At 55.2% G+C, this 22,045-nt stretch carries 16 protein-coding genes and 1 pseudogene; 1 reads left to right on the top strand and 16 read right to left on the bottom strand.

What is annotated here, in order from left to right; translation table 11 throughout:
• Positions 1-94: 94 nt before the first annotated feature.
• The 12 genes and pseudogenes from BDK63_RS17270 to BDK63_RS17215 form a co-directional block, all read right to left on the bottom strand.
• Positions 95-913 (bottom strand): annotated as a pseudogene (locus tag BDK63_RS17270) (nucleotide sugar dehydrogenase); the annotation flags it as partial.
• A 91-nt stretch (positions 914-1,004) separates the two neighbouring features.
• Positions 1,005-2,228 carry a glycosyltransferase family 4 protein gene (locus BDK63_RS17265; RefSeq protein ID WP_183334250.1) on the bottom strand — a complete coding sequence of 408 codons (1,224 nt, stop codon included), beginning with the start codon at positions 2,226-2,228 and terminating at the stop codon, positions 1,005-1,007.
• Between the two features lie 44 nt (positions 2,229-2,272).
• On the bottom strand, positions 2,273-3,763 hold the full coding sequence (locus BDK63_RS17260) for a heparinase II/III family protein (protein ID WP_246386285.1): 1,491 nt from the start codon (positions 3,761-3,763) through the stop codon (positions 2,273-2,275).
• A 303-nt stretch (positions 3,764-4,066) separates the two neighbouring features.
• Entirely contained in the window at positions 4,067-5,356 is a 1,290-nt protein-coding gene (wecC, locus tag BDK63_RS17255; protein WP_183334246.1) for a UDP-N-acetyl-D-mannosamine dehydrogenase, read from the bottom strand.
• A gap of 3 nt (positions 5,357-5,359) precedes the next feature.
• Complete coding sequence (wecB, locus tag BDK63_RS17250) at positions 5,360-6,514, bottom strand: non-hydrolyzing UDP-N-acetylglucosamine 2-epimerase (protein ID WP_183334244.1); 1,155 nt, start codon at positions 6,512-6,514, stop codon at positions 5,360-5,362.
• Between the two features lie 238 nt (positions 6,515-6,752).
• The gene (locus BDK63_RS17245; protein WP_183334242.1) at positions 6,753-7,817 is read right to left on the bottom strand and encodes a glycosyltransferase; all 1,065 of its coding nucleotides are present in this window, start codon (positions 7,815-7,817) and stop codon (positions 6,753-6,755) included.
• Positions 7,818-7,859: 42 nt separating this feature from the next.
• Positions 7,860-8,939: an EpsG family protein gene (locus tag BDK63_RS17240; protein WP_183334240.1), complete on the bottom strand. Its 1,080-nt coding sequence runs from the start codon at positions 8,937-8,939 to the stop codon at positions 7,860-7,862.
• 143 nt (positions 8,940-9,082) lie between these two features.
• Positions 9,083-10,051: a glycosyltransferase family A protein gene (locus BDK63_RS17235; RefSeq protein ID WP_183334238.1), complete on the bottom strand. Its 969-nt coding sequence runs from the start codon at positions 10,049-10,051 to the stop codon at positions 9,083-9,085.
• Positions 10,044-11,120 (bottom strand): polysaccharide pyruvyl transferase family protein, encoded by a 1,077-nt coding sequence (locus tag BDK63_RS17230; protein WP_183334236.1) that lies wholly within the window; start codon positions 11,118-11,120, stop codon positions 10,044-10,046. The genes BDK63_RS17235 and BDK63_RS17230 overlap by 8 nt, the downstream gene beginning before the upstream one ends.
• Positions 11,121-11,152: 32 nt before the next feature.
• The gene (locus BDK63_RS17225; RefSeq protein ID WP_183334234.1) at positions 11,153-12,649 is read right to left on the bottom strand and encodes a hypothetical protein; all 1,497 of its coding nucleotides are present in this window, start codon (positions 12,647-12,649) and stop codon (positions 11,153-11,155) included.
• Positions 12,650-12,821: 172 nt separating this feature from the next.
• The gene (locus tag BDK63_RS17220; RefSeq protein ID WP_183334232.1) at positions 12,822-14,243 is read right to left on the bottom strand and encodes a Coenzyme F420 hydrogenase/dehydrogenase, beta subunit C-terminal domain; all 1,422 of its coding nucleotides are present in this window, start codon (positions 14,241-14,243) and stop codon (positions 12,822-12,824) included.
• Positions 14,240-15,700 (bottom strand): lipopolysaccharide biosynthesis protein, encoded by a 1,461-nt coding sequence (locus BDK63_RS17215; protein ID WP_221202670.1) that lies wholly within the window; start codon positions 15,698-15,700, stop codon positions 14,240-14,242. The genes BDK63_RS17220 and BDK63_RS17215 overlap by 4 nt, the downstream gene beginning before the upstream one ends.
• 410 nt (positions 15,701-16,110) lie before the next feature.
• On the opposite strand from BDK63_RS17215, the gene BDK63_RS17210 reads away from it, so the two are divergent.
• Positions 16,111-16,332 (top strand): site-specific integrase, encoded by a 222-nt coding sequence (locus BDK63_RS17210; protein ID WP_183334228.1) that lies wholly within the window; start codon positions 16,111-16,113, stop codon positions 16,330-16,332.
• Here the strand turns inward: BDK63_RS17210 and BDK63_RS17205 are convergent.
• The 4 genes from BDK63_RS17205 to BDK63_RS17190 all read right to left on the bottom strand — a co-directional run bounded on the left by BDK63_RS17205 (position 16,284) and on the right by BDK63_RS17190 (position 21,571).
• A complete protein-coding gene (locus BDK63_RS17205) occupies positions 16,284-17,483 on the bottom strand; it encodes a Wzz/FepE/Etk N-terminal domain-containing protein (protein ID WP_183334226.1) in 1,200 nt (399 codons plus the stop codon). The genes BDK63_RS17210 and BDK63_RS17205 overlap by 49 nt on opposite strands.
• Before the next feature lie 249 nt (positions 17,484-17,732).
• A complete protein-coding gene (locus tag BDK63_RS17200) occupies positions 17,733-19,949 on the bottom strand; it encodes a polysaccharide biosynthesis tyrosine autokinase (protein WP_183334224.1) in 2,217 nt (738 codons plus the stop codon).
• 69 nt (positions 19,950-20,018) lie between these two features.
• A complete protein-coding gene (locus BDK63_RS17195) occupies positions 20,019-20,456 on the bottom strand; it encodes a low molecular weight protein-tyrosine-phosphatase (RefSeq protein ID WP_183334222.1) in 438 nt (145 codons plus the stop codon).
• Positions 20,456-21,571: a polysaccharide export protein gene (locus BDK63_RS17190; protein WP_183334220.1), complete on the bottom strand. Its 1,116-nt coding sequence runs from the start codon at positions 21,569-21,571 to the stop codon at positions 20,456-20,458. The genes BDK63_RS17195 and BDK63_RS17190 overlap by 1 nt, the downstream gene beginning before the upstream one ends.
• Positions 21,572-22,045: the final 474 nt, after the last annotated feature.

Genomic DNA, 22,045 nt, shown 5'->3' with positions numbered 1-22,045 from the left:
CGGGTCTTCTTCATCGGGGTAGCTTGCTTGGCCATGGGTCACCTCGTTGAGTGTACTACCTTAACGGGGTGTCCACTGTTGCTGGGCAAGATCACACCATGTTGCTGGGCACATCCTCATAGTTGGCCAGTAGCTGCTTTGTGTCCTTGGGCAGGCAGTAACCGCCGTAGCCAAAGCTCGGGTTGTTGTAGTGGCTGCCAATGCGCGGGTCGAGACCCACCCCCTCGATGATCTGTCGTGTATCCAGCCTATGAGTCTCGGCGTAGCTGTCCAGCTCGTTGAAGTAGGCCACCCGCATGGCGAGATAGGTATTGGCGAAAAGTTTGATCGCCTCGGCCTCGGTGCTGTTGGTGAACAGCACCGGAATATCTTCCTTAACCGCCCCCTGCTTGAGCAGCTCGGCGAACACCTCGGCGCGTTCAGAGCGCTCCCCCACGATGATCCGGGACGGGTAGAGGTTGTCATACAACGCCCTGCCCTCACGCAGAAACTCAGGGGAGAAGAGCAGGTTCTGGGTTCCGAAGCGATCACTTGCCTCATGGGTAAACCCAACGGGCACGGTGGACTTGATCACCATCACCGCATCGGGGTTGATGGCCATCACGTCATGGATCACCGCCTCGACGCTCGAAGTGTCGAAGAAATTGGTCTTCGGGTCGTAGTCGGTGGGGGTAGCGATCACCACGAAATCGGCTTCGCAATAGGCGGATTCACGATCCAGCGTAGCGGTAAACTTCAGTTGGCGGCGGGCCAGGAAATCGCTGATTTCAGCATCTTCGATCGGGGAGACTCGCTCGTTCAGTATCGCGACCTTCTCGGGCGCGATATCCAGCGCTATAACTTCATTGTGTTGAGCCAGAAGCATGGCGTTTGAGAGTCCGACATATCCAGTGCCGGCAATAGCGATCTTCATCGTTCATCCTTGGAATGCATTTTCAAGGCTGGATTTATACTTTTCCGCCAAGTTTAACCATCCAGTCCACAAGTTAGACGGCACTCACAGCTCATCTCTGCACTGCTGCGCTCAGCGCTTCTAGCATTTTGCCCGCCTGCTGATCACGGGAGTAGGTTCTGGCGGCCTCGAGGCCACGCTCGCGCAGCGCCGCTCGCCGCTGCGGGTCGCCCTGCAGGGCCTGAATGGCCTCGCTCATGGCCTGCGGGTCTTCGGGCGGGACGCACACCCCGGCTCCGGACTCCTTGAGAATGCCGGTGGCCTCGCCTTCCGGCAGCGACATCAGTACCGGAATGCCCATGGCCATCGACTCGAACATCTTGGAGGGAATCACGCTCTCGAAGACCGGCGTATCCCGCAGCGGAATCAGCGCCAGGTCACATAGCGACCAGTAGCCGGGCATGGCGTCTTTCGGCTGGCGCGGCACGAACCGCACGTTCTCGAGGCCTAGCTCTTCCGCTCTTGACTCCAACTCGGCCCTGGCCGCGCCGGCCCCGACGAAAAGGAAAACGATATCGTCGCGCTCGCGCAGCCGCTCGGCCGCCTCGAGCACCTTGTCCAGTGCATGGGCCATGCCGTGGGTGCCCAAGTAGCCCACCAAGAACTTGCCCTCCAGCCCATGCTCGCGGCGCAGGGCCTCATCCGGCGCCATCGGCTGATAGCGCGCCAGATCCACGCCGTTGAGCACCACATCGACCTTGCCGCCATCGATGCCCCGCGAGATCAGGTCCTGCTTGAATGAGTGGGTCACCGCCACCACGCGCCGGGCACGGCGGTAGAGAAACAGCTCGAGCTTCTCGAGCAGGCGGATGGTACGGCTCTCTTCCATGGCCCCCACGGCGACGATGGAGGCCGGCCAGAGATCACGCAGCTCGAAGATGAACGGCTTGCGCCGCACCGCCGCAAGGGCCCAGCCGCCCACGGCAGCAAAGAACTGTGGCGAACTGGCCACGACCACATCCGGTTTCTTCTGAAAGAGCCCCCCAATAAAGCCGCTGACCATGAAGGAGACATAGTCCAGGGTGCGCTTCAGGAAGCCCTCGTTGGAGGTGATATAGCTCTTCACCCGCACCACGCGGATGCCGTCCCACTCCTCCACCGCATACCAGCGGTTGCGATAGCCGGAAAACACCTTCCCCTCCGGGAAATTGGGAGCGCAGGTCACTACCGTGACCTCATGGCCGGCCCGCACCCAGCGCACGGCATGGTCGTAGAGCCGATTGGCGGGAGCATTGGTTTCGGGGGGGAAGTTATCCGAGAGAAACAGGATGCGCATGGGTCTCGTCTTGAAGCGAAGAAGGAACGGGGCACAAGCGGGGCTCAGGCCCAACGAAAGCTGGTGGAACAGGCGGGGGCCGTTAAGGCCACCACCAGGCACTGGTTGGGATGAGATTCGCCGAAGCGGGGATGCCAGCTGGCAGACTCGACGCGCGCCTCCCCGCCGTCGATGGCCAGTGCCAGGCGGCGGCCATCGGGCAGGGTCAGCTCTCCATATTGAGAATTTTCCAGTCTCACCGACACACCTGGATGACAGTGGAAGCGCGCCTCGGCGCGGGTGAAACGACCCTCAAGTCGATCCTGAATCACCAGTTGCCCTTCCTGGAACCCCCACTCGCGGCGGTGAGTCACCCTGCCGGGCAGGCGCCGATAGCCGTCGTGGCTTCCAGTGATGGTCAGCCCCTCGGCCTTGGCATCGATGCTAACCGGCCCCGGTCGGGCACGGCGGGCGACGCGAAACCCCGCCCACACCTCGGAGGAGTTCTCGTCGTCCACCACCACGGTGTTGTGGGCAACCGTAGAGCGCTGGCGGTGGCGCTCGGCATCCTCGCCATACTGGGAGATGCCAGAATTGACCAGCACCCGCTGGCCAAACAGGCTGAGCTCAAAGCTCAGAGTATCGGCATGGGCATGGCCGGGCTGGTAGACCGGTCCCACCGGGGCCAGGTCGAGCAGCGCCAGGTTGCCCTCCCCCCACTCCACGCCCAGGTAGCCACTGGCCGCTGCATGCCGCAAGCCATAGTCTCCACCTTGCCGCACCACCATGCGGACACCTTCCGCCGCCGACTGAATGCTCAAACAATCGGTATAGCGCTGCAGGTCGGCCAAGGTCGGGGCGATGCCGAAGGCGGCATCGTTGAAGAAGCCGATCTCACCGTCCGGGTGGGTCATCAGCTCCAGCCAGGCCAGGCCCCGGGCCAGGGTCTTGCGCCACCTATGAGCGCGCTCGCGCAGCGCGAGAAGGCCGGAGCACTCGGCTAGCTGAATCAGGTCGGCCAGGTCCCACATCAGGGTGGCGTGGTACATGGGTGAGCGCTCGAAGTGCCCGCCGTCCTTCAGGAACTGCTCGGGAATCTCAACATCAAGAATCCTCAATCCCTGGTGCAGCCAGCGCTCGGCGTTCTTGCCCTCTAGAAAGACACCGGCGAAGGTCAGTGCCTTGCCGTTGGCGAAGAGATGATTGGCCAGGATGTGGTATTCGCGCTGGGCAGAAAGCGCCTGGGCCTGGCGGGCCAGGTTCGCCAACCAGGCCTCCGGGATCGGCTCCCCGCCCTGCCAAGCCTTCCCGCTCAGCCACTTGACCAGATTCACCAGGCGCAGCGAGAGCGTATAGGGTTCCCAGCCGTTACCAGCCAGCGGCGGGTTCTCGTCGATCCAGCGCGCCACCAGCGCCCGGTGCTGGGCATGGCGGGCTGCTGCCCCCTGGGCACAGAGGTCATCTAGGTAGTGCAAGTTGTAGAGCCACAGCTTGCTCTTACCGGGATGGTTCCAGTCTTCCGCCTTGGCCAGCTCACCCTGCTCGCCGAGAAACATGAACGCCCAGTTTCCAGGCTCCCGCTGACCTGTTTCCCCCTCACTTATCAGCGCCGGGGGCATCCAGGCCGGTGTCGACCAAACCTTGGCCCACGAGCGCCGCTCCACCGGCCCCAGAGGTGCCATGGCCTGCCGACGCACGCGGCGACGCAGCAAACGGTAATAGAGCCGCCAGCCGATTTGGCGAAGCTTGAGAAAGCGGACGGTATGCAGAAGCCGGGTGGCCCGATTTATCGACATCAGCAAGGCTTATAGTCAGTGAGTGGGGGCGATACTTGATATACGGTCTGGCTGAGCATCACTTCAGCGCCGGTTCTGCCCGGTCCATACCCCGCGGGTGTCCACCAGATGCCGACCGACCAGGCGCTCAACCTCCACCTTCTTGAACGCTTTGTGATCCACCAGCAGCACGACGATATCGGCATCAGTCAGAGCTACGTCGAAACTAGTGAGACTGGCGCCTTCCAGGCTTGCCGGCAGCGCCTCGATATTGGGCTCCACCACCATCAGCCGGCCGGGCAGCCGGGCCTTCAGCGCCTGGGTAATCGCCAGCGCCGGGCTTTCACGCAGATCATCGATATCCGGCTTGAACGCCAACCCCAGACACGCCACGGTGACATCCCGCGCGGTGCGTTCAGGGTTCTGGCTAAGGAACTGCCCCACCGCCTGATTAACCTGGTCGATTACCCACTCGGGCTTGCCGTCGTTGACTTCGCGGGCCGTACGAATGAGGCGGGCCTGCTCCGGGGTCTCGCTGACGATGAACCAGGGATCCACGGCGATGCAGTGGCCGCCCACCCCGGGGCCCGGCTGCAGGATGTTGACCCGGGGGTGGCGGTTGGCCAGGCGAATGAGCTCCCATACGTTAATATCGAGCTTGTCGCAGATGATCGAGAGTTCATTGGCGAAAGCGATGTTCACATCGCGAAAGCTGTTCTCGGTCAGCTTGGCCATCTCGGCAGTGCGTGCCGTGGTGGTAATGCACTCCCCACGAACGAACAGCTCATAGAGCGCGCAGGCGGCCTTCGAGCAGCGCGGCGTCATGCCGCCGATCACCCGATCGTTTTCCACCAGCTCACGCACCACATGGCCGGGCAGCACACGCTCGGGGCAATGCGCCACGCGAATATCCGAGGCCTCACCCTCCTGGCTGGGAAAGCTCAGGTCCGAGCGCGCCTCAGCGAGCCAGGCCTCCATCTGCTCGGTGGCCCCCACCGGGGAAGTGGACTCCAGGATGACCAGATCCCCCGGCTTCAATACTGGCGCGATTGCCAGACTGGCCGCTCGGATATAGCTCAGGTCCGGCACATGCTCCTTGCCCTCCTCACGCTTGAAAGGCGTTGGCACAGCGACCAGAAAAGCATCGGCCGGCTCCGGGGTGGTGGTGGCCCGCAGGTGGCCCTCCTTCACCGCCGCATGCACGAGCATGTCCAGCTCGGGTTCGACGATATGGATTTCACCACGGTTGATGGTATCCACCGCCCGCTGGCTGATATCCACGCCGATGACCTTCTTGCGGCGCGAGGCAATGACGGCGGCGGTAGGCAGGCCGATATAGCCAAGGCCCACCACGGAAATTGTCTTGAAATCCATCTCTCAGTGCTCCTGCGGTTGGGCCGCGCCAGCCAAGTGGTCGAGGATTCGCGAGCAGGCCTGACCGTCCCCGTAGGGGTTGTGGGCGCGGCTCATCCGTCGATAGGCCTCGGTATCACCCAGCAGGGTATCGAGTGCGTTTGTGATGGCATCTACATTGGTGCCCACCAGCTTGACGGTACCCGCCTCTACCGCCTCCGGCCGCTCGGTAGTATCGCGCATCACCAGCACCGGCTTACCCAGCGACGGCGCCTCTTCCTGAATGCCGCCGGAGTCGGTGAGAATCAGGTGGGCGCGATTCATCAAATACACGAAGGGCAAATAGTCCAGCGGCTCGATCAGGTGGACGTTGTCAATATCCGCCAGCAGCCGGTTGACCGGCTCCTGCACCTGGGGATTGAGGTGCACCGGGTAGACGATCTGTACCTCGGGGTGCCGGCTCGCGGTGGTCCGCAGCGCCTGGCAGATGCGCTCGAAGCCGCCGCCGAAGCTCTCCCGGCGGTGCCCGGTGACCAGCACCATCCGGCGGGCGTCATCCAGAAAGGCGAACTGGTCGCGGAACCGTACCTGCAGCGCCGGTGTGGTTTCCAACTTCTCGACCACCTCAAGCAACGCATCCACCACGGTATTGCCCGTGATCTGGACGCTATCCGGGGCGACGCCCTCCTCGAGCAGGTTGCGCTGCGAACGCTCGGTCGGCGCGTAGTGCCAGGCGGCCAACGCCCCGGTAAGCTTGCGATTGGCCTCTTCCGGCCATGGTGAGTAGAGGTCGCCGGTGCGCAGCCCTGCTTCCACATGGGCCACGGGGACCTGCTGGTAATAGGCTGCCAGGGTCGCAGCGAAAGTGGTGGCCGTATCGCCGTGTACCAGCACCACGTCAGGGCGCTGCTCGGTCAGTACCGTCTTCATCCCCTGCAGAATGGCCGTGGTAACGTCGGTCAGGTCCTGGCCAGGTTGCATGATGCTCAGGTCAACATCCGGCACCAGCTCGAACAGGTCCAATACCTGATCCAGCATCTCCCGGTGCTGGCCGGTTACACACACCCGGGCATCGAAGCGAGGGTCGGCCTGCAGGGCGAGAGCCAGGGGCGCCATCTTGATCGCCTCCGGGCGTGTGCCGAAAACGCATAGGGTGCGCAGGGGGCGAGATGAAGTCATTTACTGTTTTCCCATCATATCAAATATAGCAATTGCAAAAATCAAGCTAACTTAAATATTAAATCTCTCATGCCCTACACGCACTTAAATAATTAGCAAAGAGAGACTGCAAGTATGGAAAGTTAAAATGCTAGAGATTGTTTATTTTGCCGGCTCACGAGGCCAGCACGGTAAAAAACATGGCCCATGGGGCAATATGTGTCATTATAACTATGAGGATAAAAGCCTACTAAAACAATCATTTACCTATAAGAATCCTCTCAAACATATCAAAATGCCTTCTTACCATAGACTCAACTGTAAAATCCTTACGAGCCCGCTCTTGTAATGCATGCCCAAGCGCCATACACTCCGAGTCGCCATACAACATCATCCTGAAAAAATTATCAACTGTCTTGTCGTTAGAAAAATCTACAAAAGGCTGAGAAGAAATTTCTGCTAATATATATTCTGGAGCGTGCTTACTGGATGAATCAATCACTATGCCTTTTCCGTGCCTTGCCGCGTTCATGACCAGCAACCCTATATGCCCAGGATTAACCACGAGATCACACCAGTCAAAGTGTTCATTTAGCTGATTGCCTACAGTGTGTCCGTAGACAGTAACTCTTTGCCTTACCGCTTTATCTGCGGGTAAAGACAGCTGATTCATCCCCTTGCCAACCAGCCTAACCTCAATAAACTCATTCCTCTCTGCCAGAGAAATTAATCTATGAAGTTTTTTTCTCTCTTGATAACGACCAACATAGAGAATTTTAAGCTTACCAGCCTCTTGGCTAAAAACTCCTGACCGAAATTCACTCTGGAGAACCTCAGAATTATTGAAGCTTTCAACAGGAATATCAGCAAGAGCTGAAACCTTCTCTGCTATTAAACTGGTATAGACAAGGCAGCCGTCCGAAACTGTAATAAGTTTTTTTTTAATTGTATCTAGGAAAGCAAATTCATTTCTCCCAAAAACCTGCCCCCACCAAACCCACGGGGTTTCTTTTCTATGATAAAAAAACAAGTATCTTAACGGATGCCGAAGATTGAGCGAACAGCATACCAGATCCCAATTCTGAGAATCAAAAACCTTTTTAATGCCAAACTGGAATCTAAATCCCAGAAAAGAATATGAAGGCAGCTCAATATAACTATAACCTTGCCTCGCTGCCGGCTTTACTAGGCCATCCTTTTCACACGCCTGAGCAACAACAGTTAACTCCACAACCTCGCCAAGAAGGCTAAGAAAAGACTCGCGATAATCTGGAGCATGATCAATAATAAAAAGCACTTTTCTTTTATTTGCAACATTAGTCAACTTATGTCACCAGCTAGTCAGTTCGAATAACCACTAATATGGCTAATGGAAAATGGAATTATATGGCGTTGCGTCGTGAGAACCTACGTACATAGCGTAGAAAAAAAGAATAAAGTGCATAAGAGCAATGAAAGATACTAGCATTGCTCGATTCCAACCAGATAATTGAGATGCAGCAAGCGGCCAAAATAAAATGCCGGAGATCCAAAAAAACCAAGCAAGCCGCCCTGCAGCAAAAAAATGATAGAAAGCAATCATAATTAACAGGCCAATAAAATACGAGTTTCGAATAACAACTGCCGATTCACAGAGACGGGAGAGGCGCTCCCAGAAAAATAGAACAAAAATGGCCGATATTAAATACCAGCCATATCCAAAACCAAATTTAAAGTCATTCAACATGCCAAGAATGCGATCTGGATAATGTGAATAAACTGAAGGCAAAATAGTAGAAGAAAACTCAAGAAAATAAACAGAAAAGGCCTTGTTAGTCGAAAACAAGACAGCTAAAGCAAAAGCAAAACACGCAAAAACAACATTTAGCCTTAATCGCAAAAGCCAATAAAAAGGTATCATTATAAAGGCTGTATAATGAAAACCCGCTGATAAAAAAACATATAAAATCCACGGTAATAATTTTTTACGCCATATAAAAGGAGTGGCGTAAAAAATTAATGCAATTGCAAATGCTGACCGGACTCCATTGGTTTGAAAGAAAGGGTATGACATACCAAAAAGTATAAAAAAACTTAGCCAAGGAAGGTGGCTAATCCTAAATATTCTTACATATATAGGCAAAGTACTGAGAAGAGCAGCCACTCCAAAAACTAGAACAACCCCACCTCCCAAGAAATTTGCAAGAATGTTCAGCAGTGAATAAAGTGGTTCAAACCAAAAAATTGAAGCTCCATCTATAAAAGACTCATATATCCACACATAAGCATTATAATCGGTACCAACATTTTCGCGAAAAGCATGTAATGCTATTAAGGGCAGGCCAGCCAATACAGCTAACCAAAACACACTTGGACCACGTCGAAAACAAGAACTCTTATAAAGATAAGGCTTAAGACAGAGGGAAAGCAATACCGACCATGAAAAAACATAAAGGTATGGAATCACATCCGCTCCCCAATAAACACAACTAAATACCTGGACATTCCAACTTAGATGTTATAATGAGACTTAAAGGCGACGAGTCAAAATTAACACGAAAATTCATTTTTAGTGCGCGGGTATGAAATAAATTCATCTAATCAAAAAACTCACCTGGCCAGTTTATCAGAAATTTTCTTCAAGAAAAAAAGCAGGCGCTCTGCATGCATGATATAAATCAAACATCGTGCGACAAGACTAAAACTTCTTGATAAAACTACAGAATCGACCACTTTATCCCAAGCAATAGGTGTTCGCGAATCTCTACTGACTCTCAGGTATCGTGCGCAATGCTGTTTCATACGTTTGCGTATATGCCACACTTCTCGCTTAGATAACCGCTTGGAACTATATAGCTCGCGCAATGTATTCATGCAGTTCAGGGCACCACTCACATGCCTAGAACTTGGTAGCATAGTCATTGTCGAGCCATCTCGAATTCTACGGTAAAAAAAGAACTCATCTACAACAAGAAATGAGTTACAAGAAAACAATAAAGGGAAAAAGACAGCCTCATCTTCGAAATAACCATCCCCGAATTTTAGCGCAGCACCTTTCCAGAGGGTCGCTTTAGATACATACATACAAGGTGAACAAAACAGCCCTTTTTTTCCATACCCGGAATCTAAAAAGTCATCACGATCCAGAAAAAGACCTGAAAAGCCTCTGCAATATTCTTGTCTTCTACTACCACTATACTCATTATCGTAAAACGACATACTCGAAAATAATAGAATATCTGGAAAATTCTCTCTTATTATGCAGCTCTGAAATGAACTAATGAAATTTTTATCAAGCAGGTCATCTGCATCAAAAAAATATAGGTATTGGAAATTAGCAAGCTCCGCGCCGATATTTCGAGCATTCCCCTGCCCACCATTTTCTATAGACAAAACTTTGTATGGAATAGAAAAATCATATTCCTCGGCGACTGCCAAGGTTTTGTCAGTGCTCCCATCATCAATCAAAATAACTTCATCTGGGAGCTCTGTTTGAGCCTTGATGGAATCCAGTGCTGCTTTTAAGTACTTCTCAACATTGTAGGCAGGAATGATGATGGAAATAGAGCAGTCAGCCATCAAGGGCACCACTAAGAAATGTCAGAGCTTTTTTACGCTCTTTATCTAGAGCTTCATTAAAACGATCAGACCGTGACAACTTAAACATTGGCGTCTCAACATCAATGCCCAATGGCTCGACACTTATCTCCAGCTGCTTAAACAAGCTATCCAAGCGGGCCTGGCCCCTATGTTCATTAGGGCAAAAAATCACTTCCTTGCCAAAACGCAGAGAAAGACAAATACAATGGAAGGAGTCAGTAACGACCACTTCAGCGTTTCGGATCAACGCCAGCCAGTCAGCAACCTCACGATACTCGGGTGTGAGTGAGTCTTTCAGATAGATATTTACGGGTACGTCGCCGCCTTCTGATGCTATTCTTAACAAGTCCTCTTGGAAATCTGGCGTTGAATCCAGCTTATAATAAACAATATTTTCAGCGGAACATTCGGGGGGGTTAGAAATAACTGACTCAAAGAACTCATCTCCAACTAAAAGAAGCGGATCAAGAACATGTTCTGCTTCGACACCAAAGACATCTCTACAGATTTCTACACCGGATTCTTCACGACACGAAATGGCTTTAAACCGCTTCAACTCTTTGCTAACTTGATCGGTCAATACAGCATCGCCACTTTTTTCCCATGAAGCTGTACCAAAACTAGCAGCGTAGGAAACTCTATCCACGCCATCAGGGACATGCCCTAGAAAAAATCCTATAGTGTCTTTAGCGAAAGCTGGGCGCCAAACTTGATCACTACCTACGATGACAATATCGAACCCTTTTGCGACAGAGCTAAACTCACTTGGATTTCTTATTTTTTTGGTTCGGGAAATAAACATTTCCCGAAAACTTTCAAACGCCTCTTCGTTAGCCACTCGGCTATGGCTTGGTGTTTTTCTCAACCCCAGCTTACGTAGAGCCTGGCCGACACGCCCCTTAAAAGTGACGCGTTGCTTTGCCATATAATCCAGGTGTTGGACTTCATGTCCTAGCCGTCTACAGATATGTTCAAGCGCAGCGGCTTGAAGTACAGCACCATAGTTGTGAGTTGAGTACTGAAAATTTAAGATCGCAACTTTTTTCATTGAGGCTACCGGGCAAAATCAAGATCACATGCTTACGATCTCAGGATGTTCTTAATCACTTCTTTCATACCCTCAGGCATTCCCGTGACAAGGAGATTTCTAATCTTCACTTTCAATGTATCAGGGTTAATTGGGTACTCGAGGAGTTCCGGCCACATTTCTTTAATAAGCTTTTTGTGAAGAATGTGGTCTGGCCCAACTCGATATTTATCATCTAGCCCGAGCGCTAGAACCAACAACCTCCTATTATTAAAAGGCATAAATCCTTCTACAGCAACATCCTGCTCTGACATGAACATTCCACCCCAATTGCCCATGCGCTGCTCCCAATAAAACAAGTCCATTACATTCAAATCTTGCTCTTCAACCAAATCCCTTACATCAGCTAACCAGTCTTCAACCTTCCTGTGCAGGTAAGTGCTATCCTGATCAAGACCTGCTTTTTTTATTACGTAACTAGAAGATATCATACTTGATTCAGCACATTTTTCTCCGTAATAACATCTAACTATTTCGGAACCATTACCGTTAATATTCAACTTGCCATAATGAAAATCATGATAGTATTGTATCGCCAAGGTTTTAGGAAGTTTTCTAGCCCCCTCAACATTCATTTTCATGACTTCATAAAATTCATCTCTAAGCTTAGGCATCTCCCTGAAAATATTAACCTCTAACCCCATATCTCCGAGCATTTTTTTCGGGACAGCAATATCCATATGGTTATCTTTGTAAACATTCATAGTATTTACAAAATACAATATTCTTTTACTAACGCACTTGGATGCTGCTAACAAGACTCGAGAGTCCCAGCCAGCCGTAACTGATTGCATAACCAGTCGTTGTCGGGAAGCAGCATCAATACTTCCTTTCAATATTGTACTAATTTCTTTGACGGCTTCATCAAGTGATCCCAATTTTTCTGGATTGTTGACCCAGTAGCGGTTAACATTTTTACTCCTTAGATCCAGATAAAAATTAGGCATCAACTGCTTTACATTATGGTAAACTGTTTCATCACCAACCCAAAACGACTCATTTTTTAGGAATTTTTCAGAACTTATAAAGTCAACCAGATCTAAATCTTGGCTCCCATCTAAATGGTGGAAATTTTTTATTAGTCCCGGCTGAGAGGCACAAAATAAGTTTTTATCACCAAAAAAATAAAAAGCTTTTCTCAATGCACAAGGGTCATGCACTAATTTAGCTTCTTTTTCACTCCAATAAATGATTACATACCTACCAGACAAGCCAAAAATATTAGACAAAAGATCATCAAATGTGTTGCTGTCTCGTGCCAAGCGCTCAGCTATTTCGAGTGTTGTCAAGTTAGGCGTCATTGGATCTATGATATAGCCTAAGACAACCACCCCCCCTTCCTCCTTTGGAGAATCAACCCTCGAAAAATCTAAATCAGGATGATGGATAACAAATAATTCCCCATGGATATCAACCTCACACCAGCCAGGGAGTGGCTCTAATCTTGAATCACTGATGATGTATTGGCGGCAATAACTGAGGTTATCCATTGACACTACTACCTTTGTTCGAATCCAGTAGGCATTAGTCGATTTAACGCACGATGAAGTGTATGTTTGTTTAAAACTTAACCACGGCTTAGCGTGATTAGATGGTCTTTTAGGTAGTCAGATGGATGCGCCCTACTACAGCTAAATACCTTTCTCCGGCCACCTTGTAAAATTATTGCTGCGTTGATGGAAAAGTTGCTTTCAATCTTCTTTTCAAATAGGAAAGCAACCTACGGAAAAACGGGCGGCCTTGACGAGAGTAATGAATGTAAACAGGTCGCACTGTATCAACGTATACGGATAGCTTACTTTCACGCCTCGCTCTCAAGAACGATATATGTGAAAGCTCTCGCAACTCAGCCCTTAACCTCTGACGCTTCATTTCATAGTGTGGCTGTAACGTTGTGGCTGGGCCTGACCTTTTGTTTGGCACCCAAGACCCAGAAGCTTTCTCACAGTGAATCCTATACCCTATCGCAACCTTCCTATGCCGCAACCCCGCATCCTGAGACTGCACGGCCTTCTCAACACCTAGATCATCCATCTCTAAACGCCCCTCAGTTCGGGCATTCACAATCAACTGACGGATCTCCTGATTTCTGGTGACCACCACGTTAGTGCCATAGCTGTCCTGCACATACTCGGGTAACCAGGCATCGCCCAGTACGACATCGGCAGTTTCGGCAAATACGTCATCACAGAAGTCACAGGCCTTGTACTTAAATGCGCCCGCGCCCCAGTCCGCGCCGAAAAGCTGTCTGGTCGGCACGACCTTTTCTCCAGAGCTACCCTTGGCATAGGTGCTGTAGCGGTTGGCAGGCTGGGAAGGGTCTTTGATTCGGAAGTCTATGCCCTCAAGCTCCTGCGGGGGTATGCCCATTTGCCAGGCCAGGCTTTCTGCATAATGGGCACTTTTAAGGTGGCCACACACCAGGCCTACGCAGTATCGGATGCGCTCAGCGAGAATGGGCTCTTGAGTCTGGAGCAATCTAACGCTCTTGATAAAGCATGGCAAACCAACAACGGCATACCGCCCGGGATTGTTTCTAATAGACTGAAGTGCCTCAGACAACTCGATCGGGTAGTATCGAGATTTGCCACCCTGTTGGGTTTCTTCCAGAGTTTCGCTAACCTGATACTTGAATGGAATACTGTTCAGGTCTTGGCCGGATGACTCGGATTTTACGTGTACGACGTAATCCACTAGCCCCTTTAAAAGAAGCTCATTGAGCACCCAAGTGCCCATTCCGCCTGAACTGCCACGTTTCCGAAATTCGCCTTCAGCAACATGTCCTGCGAACACGCCGTTGTAATAACCTACTTGACTGTTGTGCTCGCATGTGTCTGAGAAAACCTGTTTGGCTATTTCATCTTCATTTTTAGCATCCGAGCCGAACGGGCAGAGTTTTTCATAGTCGATATGCGTTGAAGCAAAGACGTTGGTATCTTTCAGGCTAGATTGATACTGTCCATAGTCGTCCATAACGATTTTGAATGGGCTTTCCTCTGGCACCGCACAGGCACCACAGCCTACACAATAGCCGTTGGCGATAACAGTATCGTTAAGTGCTTGATGGCTTTCGTTGATAGTCACTTTGTGGCTAATTTCCTGGAAGTTACAAGTTTGAGCAGTCCTAGGGTTTCTATTAACTCATGCCGGGTAGGCTTTATCATTACACAAAGGGCCATGTAAACCAATGCTGCAGCGAAAACAAACACAGCCAAACCTGCTACCGGGCTTTCTATGAGAATGAGCTGACGAAGAGCATGTAAAGTCATAATAGTCACTATGGCACAGATTAAAGGTGGCACTAATGTCTTTGCCAACTCAAGAGACGTAACAGGAAGGAACCTGGAAGCATAATAAAGAAAACCTGGCAATCTAATAAAAACACCCGAAAGAGCATAGGCCGCCACAACCCCAAACGCTCCCCAAAATGAGCCGATTCCGATAGAAACAACCAGTATAGCTAATGTGATTACTTTCCAGCGCAGTAGCGCTCTGGCGTTTCCTATTGCGATAAGGCAAATAGCCAGAAAACCGGCGATGGGTTCTACTAGCGAAAAAACTGCAAGCATGCGGAAGATGGGAATGGCATCCTCCCAACCAGGCCCAAGAAACAGAAGGACGATCCAGTCTGCAAGCACTGCCATGGTGAGCGTTACAAACATGGTACCTAATACTATTTTACCCATGATCGAGGTAGTAGTGCTTCGTAACCGTACGGAATCGTTGGCAACCCTAGCCAAGGTTGGTTGTAACACATTCATTACCGGCGGCAGCATCTGACTTGAGGGAATCGACGTTAGCAATTTAGCCCGATTGAAAAGCCCCATCGCTTGTGCGCCACCAATGTAACCTATGGCGAATGGGGTTAAGTTTGTCGCCACATATCCGATGAAATTTGCCCCAGTCAAGTTAGCCCCAAATCCTAAAAGGGGCCGCACACCGGAACCACGGCTCAACCTTGAAGGAACCCAGCGGGCACTCAGCCAACGCATGACTGTTTTAGTTGCGAAGGTCGTAATGGGACTGATGACAAGCGCCCAATACCCAAGGCCACCCAAGGCTGCCGCTATGCCGACGACTATCCCTCCAGCCATGGAAACAATGTCGATCAAAGAGATGATCTTGAACCGCATCTGCCGTCGCAGCAGGGCGTCGTGCTGGACGGAGAGCCCACCAATGAGGAAGGTCAAACTCATGGCTGCCATCACCAGTGTCAGGCGTGGCTCTCCATAAATTGTGGCAACAAGGGGCGAAACCACGATGCCGAGCAAGCACATGCCAGCGCCCAAAGAACCATTCACCCAGAACAGATTGGACACCTGGGCATGGGTAATCTGGTCGCGCTGGATGGTTGCCATTGAGAGGCCACCTTCCATGAACTGTAGGGCTAATCCTGTAAACACCGTGACCATAGCAATCAGACCGAAGTCTGAAGGTTGCAATAGGCGAGCCAGGATGGCGATGGAGCCTAGCTGCAGGATCAACTTGATACCTTGGGCAGCCAATGTGATGCCTGCACTTTTTACAGCGCGTTCTTTCATGCCAGTCTTGAGATGATCGGCATTGAAGAACTGGTCTTTAGGGTTTGGCACTTGAGAGAGGCCGTCTTGAAGTTTTGTGAGTATATGAACTGCGAACTAATTCAGGTACTTCTGCCGGAAACGCCATCCCATGAATTCGGCGGCATTCTTGCCGCTGGCCCGGCAATTTTGCTGTTTTGCTGCCCTGCCCCGCCGGCCGCTTGAGGGCCGGAATCGGAATTTTTGCCGGAAATCGCATTTCACGAAACCTGCGGCAAAAAAGCCGGAAACTTGATTTCACGTTATGGCCGACTTGGCTAACTAATTGATTTTCAATGATATTAGCGATAAGGGAAGGCTGCCGACCAGCTCTTTGTCATGCAGCCTTCTCTATATATCAGCGGCTGCAGATCCACCTGGCGGCAGCGGGCATGGCCGATCGTGGCTTCTCACCGCACAGCTTCCGTGCCGGCTTCATTACCGAAGCGCATCGCCAAGGCAAACCGGACGTGGCCATCAAGCGCATCAGCGGACATCGGGATCAGCGCACCTTCGAACGCTATATCCGTCGAACCGACGAGTTCGAAGACCACGCCGGTGACTTCTACCCTGGCGTGGAGGAGTCGCGGGCCGAGGCCTGGGCCTTCCGATAACTTCTCAGGCTTCCCGCAAAGCGCGAGAGGAACACCAGCATCACGCCGAGCATGCCACCGAGTACCAGGGAGAGAGCAAGGATCAGCGCACGGCGCGGCTCGCTGGGGCCGGCCGGCGGGAATGCGTATTCGACCACGTCCACCACACGCTCGGTGTGGTTGGAAGCAAGGCCAACATCCACGCCTTGCAGCTGACTATTATCCAGCAGTTGTGCGAACCGCAAGCGCTGCTCGAGCTGCTGCTCTGTACGGCGAATCTCTTCGTTGCTCAGACCCTGGTCGATGGCGTCTCGGAGTACGTCCCGATCCGCCTCCAGTGCCTGGTAACCCATGAAGTAGAGCGGCAGCGAGCCGTCGCCACTTATATTGGCGTAGATCACCTCGGCGCCGCTGGGCTGGCGGCCGAACTGCTGGGGCGTGGTTGGCTTCTCGATCTCCAGGCGACGGGCGACGGTAATGGCCTGCTCCAGTAGGAACAACTGCTCCTCACGCTCCGCCTGAAGCGAGCCCTTCTGTAGGTCCAACTGTGTTTCAAGGCTTGTGATCTGAGCGCTGTTATAACTGTTGAAGCGGCTGCGCAGGGTATTCCATACCGATTCTGCGGTTTGCTGCACATAGGCATTGAGGATCTCTGAGCCCTGTTCCCCTTGCGGATAGCGATACTGGACATTCAAGGTCATGCTGCCATCCCGCTCAGCCGTCAGCCCACTGACGCTCAAGCGGCCATTGAAGACGCGGCCAAGGTCGGCCCCCTCGCCTAACTGAAAGAGGTCGCGGTTATTTCCTACGAAGGCTTCGAAGTTCTGGAAGCTGGATAGGCGATTGCCCAGCCTGCGGTAGATGTCCTCCGGCTCGACCTTAAACCCCTGGCGGCTGGAAGCCTGCAAGTTACCCAGCACGCCTTCGACATCGGGGATCATTTCATCCATGAACCGGATATTGAAGCCGGAGAAGTTGGCTTGAGATGCGGGTACGGCCCGGAAATTCGTCTCATAAGTCGGCGTGGTGACCGCCAGATAGGCAAAGGCTGCCACCACTGCCACCGCCACGGCACCGACGATCCAGTACCAGCCCTCGACCAGCATCAGTGCCAGGTCGCGCAGGTCGATCTCGTCGTCGTATCCCGCAGGGGGTTGTTCTGTTGGGCTCATCCCGAAAGGTTCCTGTGCTCTGCGCTCTGGCGTGTTGTCATCGCCGGCTGGGGCTGGGCGTTCAGGCACGCTACCGCCCGGGAGTTGTGTCCGGGCATGACTCCATCCCTGCAGCAATCGGCTTGAGGGCACCATGATACGCCAGGCAGCACCATGCGCCCATTTTTCCGGCGCCTATCCTACGCGAGAAAGCCGTTATTTCCTAAGTTCGATTGATGCCTACGCGCGCCACTTCAGCTATCCATCCCTCTACCGGTAGGAGTACTGGTAGTAGCCATAGCCGTAACTGGTAGCGGCGCGGCGCTCCATGGCGTTGAGGATGACGCCCCTGGGAGCCACCCCGCCACTTTCCAGGCGGCGGTGAGCGAGCTGGACCTCCTTCACCGGGTTGAGCCCGTGGCGCACCACCACCAGGGTGCTGCCGCACTGGCGACCCACGATGGCCGCATCGGTCACGGCCAGCACCGGCGGGGTGTCAAGGATCACCAGATCGAAGCGCTCCTCGGCCTGGGCCAGGAAGCGGCTGAAGCGCTCGCCGGTGAGCAGTTCGGAGGGGTTGGGCGGCACCATGCCGCGCGCCACATAGTGAAGCCCCGACACCTCGCTCTCGCGCAGCACGCTATCCAGCTCGACCTTGCCGGAGAGCAGCTCGGAGAGGCCCTGGTCCCCCTTGCCGCCGAAGGCGTGGTGGACATGGCCCTTGCGCATGTCGGCATCCACCACCAGCACCCGCTGGCCCGCCTGGGCGCATACCGCCGCCAGGTTCACGGAGACGAAGCTCTTGCCGATCCCGGGGCTCGGTCCGGTGATCATCAGGCGCTTGTCGGTGGCCTCGAGCATGGCGAAGTGCAGACTGGTGCGCAGGCTGCGCAGGGCCTCAACGGCGGTATCAGCCGGGGCCTTTTCCGCCAGCACGCCGGCGACCACGGCACTGGCCTTGCGCTCACGGCGACGCTTGATCCGCTTGACCAGCTTCTGCTGGGCATCCGAGAGCGGCACGGTGGCGTAGACCGCCATGCCGGCCTGCTCGAGTTGCTCGGGAGACTCCACGCCGCGGCGCAGCAGGCCGCGCACCAGCACGATGCCCACGGAGAGCATGCCACCCAGCAGGGTCGCCAGCACCACGATCAGCGGCTTCCTCGGCTCGATGGGGCCCGGGGCGACCAGGGCGTCATCGATGATGCGCACGTTGCCCACGGTGCCGGCCTTGGCCACCTGCAGCTCCTGCACCTTGTTGAGCACGTTGACATAGATGGCCTGGGTGACCTCCACGTCACGGGTCAGGCGCACCACCTCCTGCTGGGCGGCGGGCAGCTGGTTGACCCGCTGGTTGAGCTCGGCACGCTCCTCCTGCAGGTAGCGCTTCTGGCGCAGCAGGGCCTGGTAGCTGGGGTGGTCCCGGGTGAAGCGCTGGGCCAGCTCGGCCTCCTGGAACTCCAGCTCGTTGAGCTGGCGCTCGATCTCGATGAACTGCTCGATGGCGGCGCGGGATTCGCTGGAGAGATCCACGCTGTCCATGTCGACACGGTAGTCATTCAGGCGGTCCTCGGCGGCGGAGAGCTGGGCGCGCAGCTCCGGGGCCTGCTCCTCGAGGAAGGCCAGGCTCTGCTCCGCCTCGGCAGACTGACGCTCGACGTTCTGCAGCAGGAAGACCTCGACCACCGTATCCAGGGCGTGCTTGATCTCATGGGTATCGGTGCCGGTGAGGGTCAGGCTCAGCATGCCGGTGCTGGTGCTTCGCCCTCCCCCCACTTCGCTGACCCGCAGGCGGTCTGCCAGGCCGCGAATGGCCGCGGCGCGGGTGCGCTTGGTGAGGGTGAACCGGGCACCGGCAGGCGCCGAGAGCTCCGCCACGCGCAGCTCGATCTGGCCATTGGCGAAATGTACCAGATCGCCGCGACGCCCCATCCCCAGCTCGCGACCCTCCATCAGCAGGCGGTAGCGCCCTTCACCCAGTGACTCCAGGGTCAGCGGCTCGCCGCGCAGGGCGTCGCTCACCTCGAAGCGCCCCACCTCCAGGTGCTCACCCGCCCATACTGCGGCACCCCCTTCCATGAAGCCGGGCCGCTCGATGCCACGGCGGCGCAGCGCATCGCCCACCATCGGCAGCGAGGCCGGCGTGACCACGGTATCCAGTTCCAGGCGATCCACTACCTGGCCCAGCACCATGCGCGAGCGCAGGATCTGCACCTCGGCGGAGGTGCGGCTGTCGGTATCCTCGCCGAACACATTGGCCAGGTCCCCCAGCGGGCTGATGGAGGAGCGCCGTTCCACCTGCACCAGCGCATCCGCCTGGTACACCGGCGTCGCGATCAGCGCATAGCCCGCCCCGGCCATGGCGAAGACGAAGGTGATGGCGATGATCAGCCACTTGTGGTCGAGGAGCAGGCCGAAGAGATGGCCGAGGTCGATTTCGTCGTCGGCCGGGGCCGAGTGAAGGGGAGCAGTGTTGGAAGATTCGGTCATTGGTGTCTTTACGGAGATGAAAGTTATCGGGAGGCCTGCGGCCTCCGTTCGCCCGGCAAAGCCGGCCTCCTACAGGCGGGCTGCCCAGGCTTGGGTGGCTTCCTTGAGCAACCCATGCACATGCTCGAAGGCTTCCCGGCTCTTGCGGTAGGGGTCGGGGATCTCCTTGCCCTTGCCGCCGTCGAGCCACTTGCCGAGAAGCATCGTCTTGCCCAGGGCCTCGGGGGCGAGGTCGGCGACGGCGCGGCGCTGGCCCTGGCTCATGACGAGGATCAGGTCGGCGGCCTGGAGCATCTCGGCGGTGAGCTGCCGGGCGCGGTAGTTCGACACATCCAGGCCTTCCGCTGCGGCAAGTTCACGGGCGGTGGGTTCGACACCGTGGCCGACCAGGGCGCCGAGGCCGGCGGAGCTGATCTCGCGATGCGGCAGTGCGCGTCGCAGCATTGCCTCGGCCACCGGGCTGCGGCAGATATTGCCGGTGCAGACCACCAGGAGGCGCCGGAACATCAGTTGGCGTCCCGGGCGTCGGAGAGGCTCTCCCCCGCGAAGCCGGGCAGGCGGATGGAGGGCAGAAGCAGGCTGATCACGCGGTTCCAGCGCGCCAGCGGGGCGGTGGTCACATAGACCACGTCCTGGGGCTGCAGCGTAAAGTGGCTGCCCAGGGTGAAGGCGGTGGCATTACGGATATCCAGCTGGTAGACGGTGGCGAGCCTGTCGCTGCCCTCCCCCTGGCCGCGGATCACGAAGATGCCGGAGGGCTGGGCGGTGCCCTCGTCGACGCCGCCGGCGCGGGCCAGGGCATCGGTCAGCGAGAGGCGCTCGTTGCCCAGGGCAATGTTGCCGGGGCTGCGCACCTGCCCCATCACCGCCACGGCCTGGTTCTCGGCGCTGGGCACGTGGAGCACGTCGCCGTCGCGCAGCAGGCGGTTCTGGCGCTGGTCACCCTGGCGCAGCAGGGCGTAGAGCGAGAGGCGCTGCTCCTCGCCATCGCGGGTCAGGATCACCTCGTGCCAGTTGGCGTCGTCGCGGGCGCCGCCCACCTCGCCGATGGCGTCGGCCAGGGTCAGCGGCACGCTGGTCACCGGCAGGCTGCCGGGCTGCTGCACCGCGCCGCTGACCAGTACCTTCTGGGAACGGAAGGCAGCGATGCCCACATCCACCTGCGGCTCGAAGATATAGGCGGCGAGCTGCTCGGTGATCAGCCGGCGCACCTCGTCCAGCGTCTTGCCGGCTACCGGCACCCGGCCGATGAAGGGGTAGAAGATAGTGCCATCGTTGCGCACCTGGTTGCCGGATTCGGCGGCGCTGCGCTCGGCCCCGGCGGGGATGGTCAGCTCCGGGTGGTCGTAGACGATGATGTTGAGCACGTCGCCCGGGGCGATGCGGTAGGTCCAGGCATCCAGTTCGTCGCGCAGCCCCTCGGGCATCGGCGCGGCGCGGCTGACGGTGTTGCGGTAGGTAGCCACGAGCCCCGGCGTGATCGGCTCGATGTCCACCAGGTCGTCCAGCGGGGCAGTCTCGGTGCGGTAGTCCATATGGCCGCCCGGTGCCAGGGCACAGCCGGAGAGCCAGGCGGCGCCGGCCAGGGCGAGCAGCAGACGAAGGGAAGGCAGATGGCGCATGGGGTGAGATGCCTGTCGGGTAAGGAGGAGCACGAGAGTCGTGTGGACACGCTACCGCCCCGGGGTGACAAAGGCGCATCCCCGAGGCCGGCAAGACGCCTACCGCTATAGCGGCAGGCAAGGCAGTCGAATTGTATGGACAGCTGGCAGGGTAGTGAAAACCCTAAATGTTACAACAGGATAACCAGGCTGATCCGGCGGCGGATGCTAGCATGCCAAGCTGCAGGAGGACCACACGAACGCCCCGATTCGCATCAATTGTCAGCAATTTCCTACAAGACGCCGGCCTCGATTGAAAACATGAGTTAACTCATACAGCGCGCACTACCAATGTCATCCTGCAGGCATTACCATCCGGGCAAAGCACCCTGGGGTGCCGTTGTTCTGGTCAAGTCGTAGCGGACACTTTTATTAAGCTGCTTCCGCGATTTTCTCGATCTCCCTCGGCGCGTGGTAGCCAAGGGTCGAGTGGAG

It is taken from the genome of Halomonas campaniensis (assembly GCF_014193375.1).
GTDB classification, from domain to species: domain Bacteria; phylum Pseudomonadota; class Gammaproteobacteria; order Pseudomonadales; family Halomonadaceae; genus Halomonas; species Halomonas campaniensis.
This window is presented reverse-complemented; position numbering and strand designations above follow the sequence as displayed.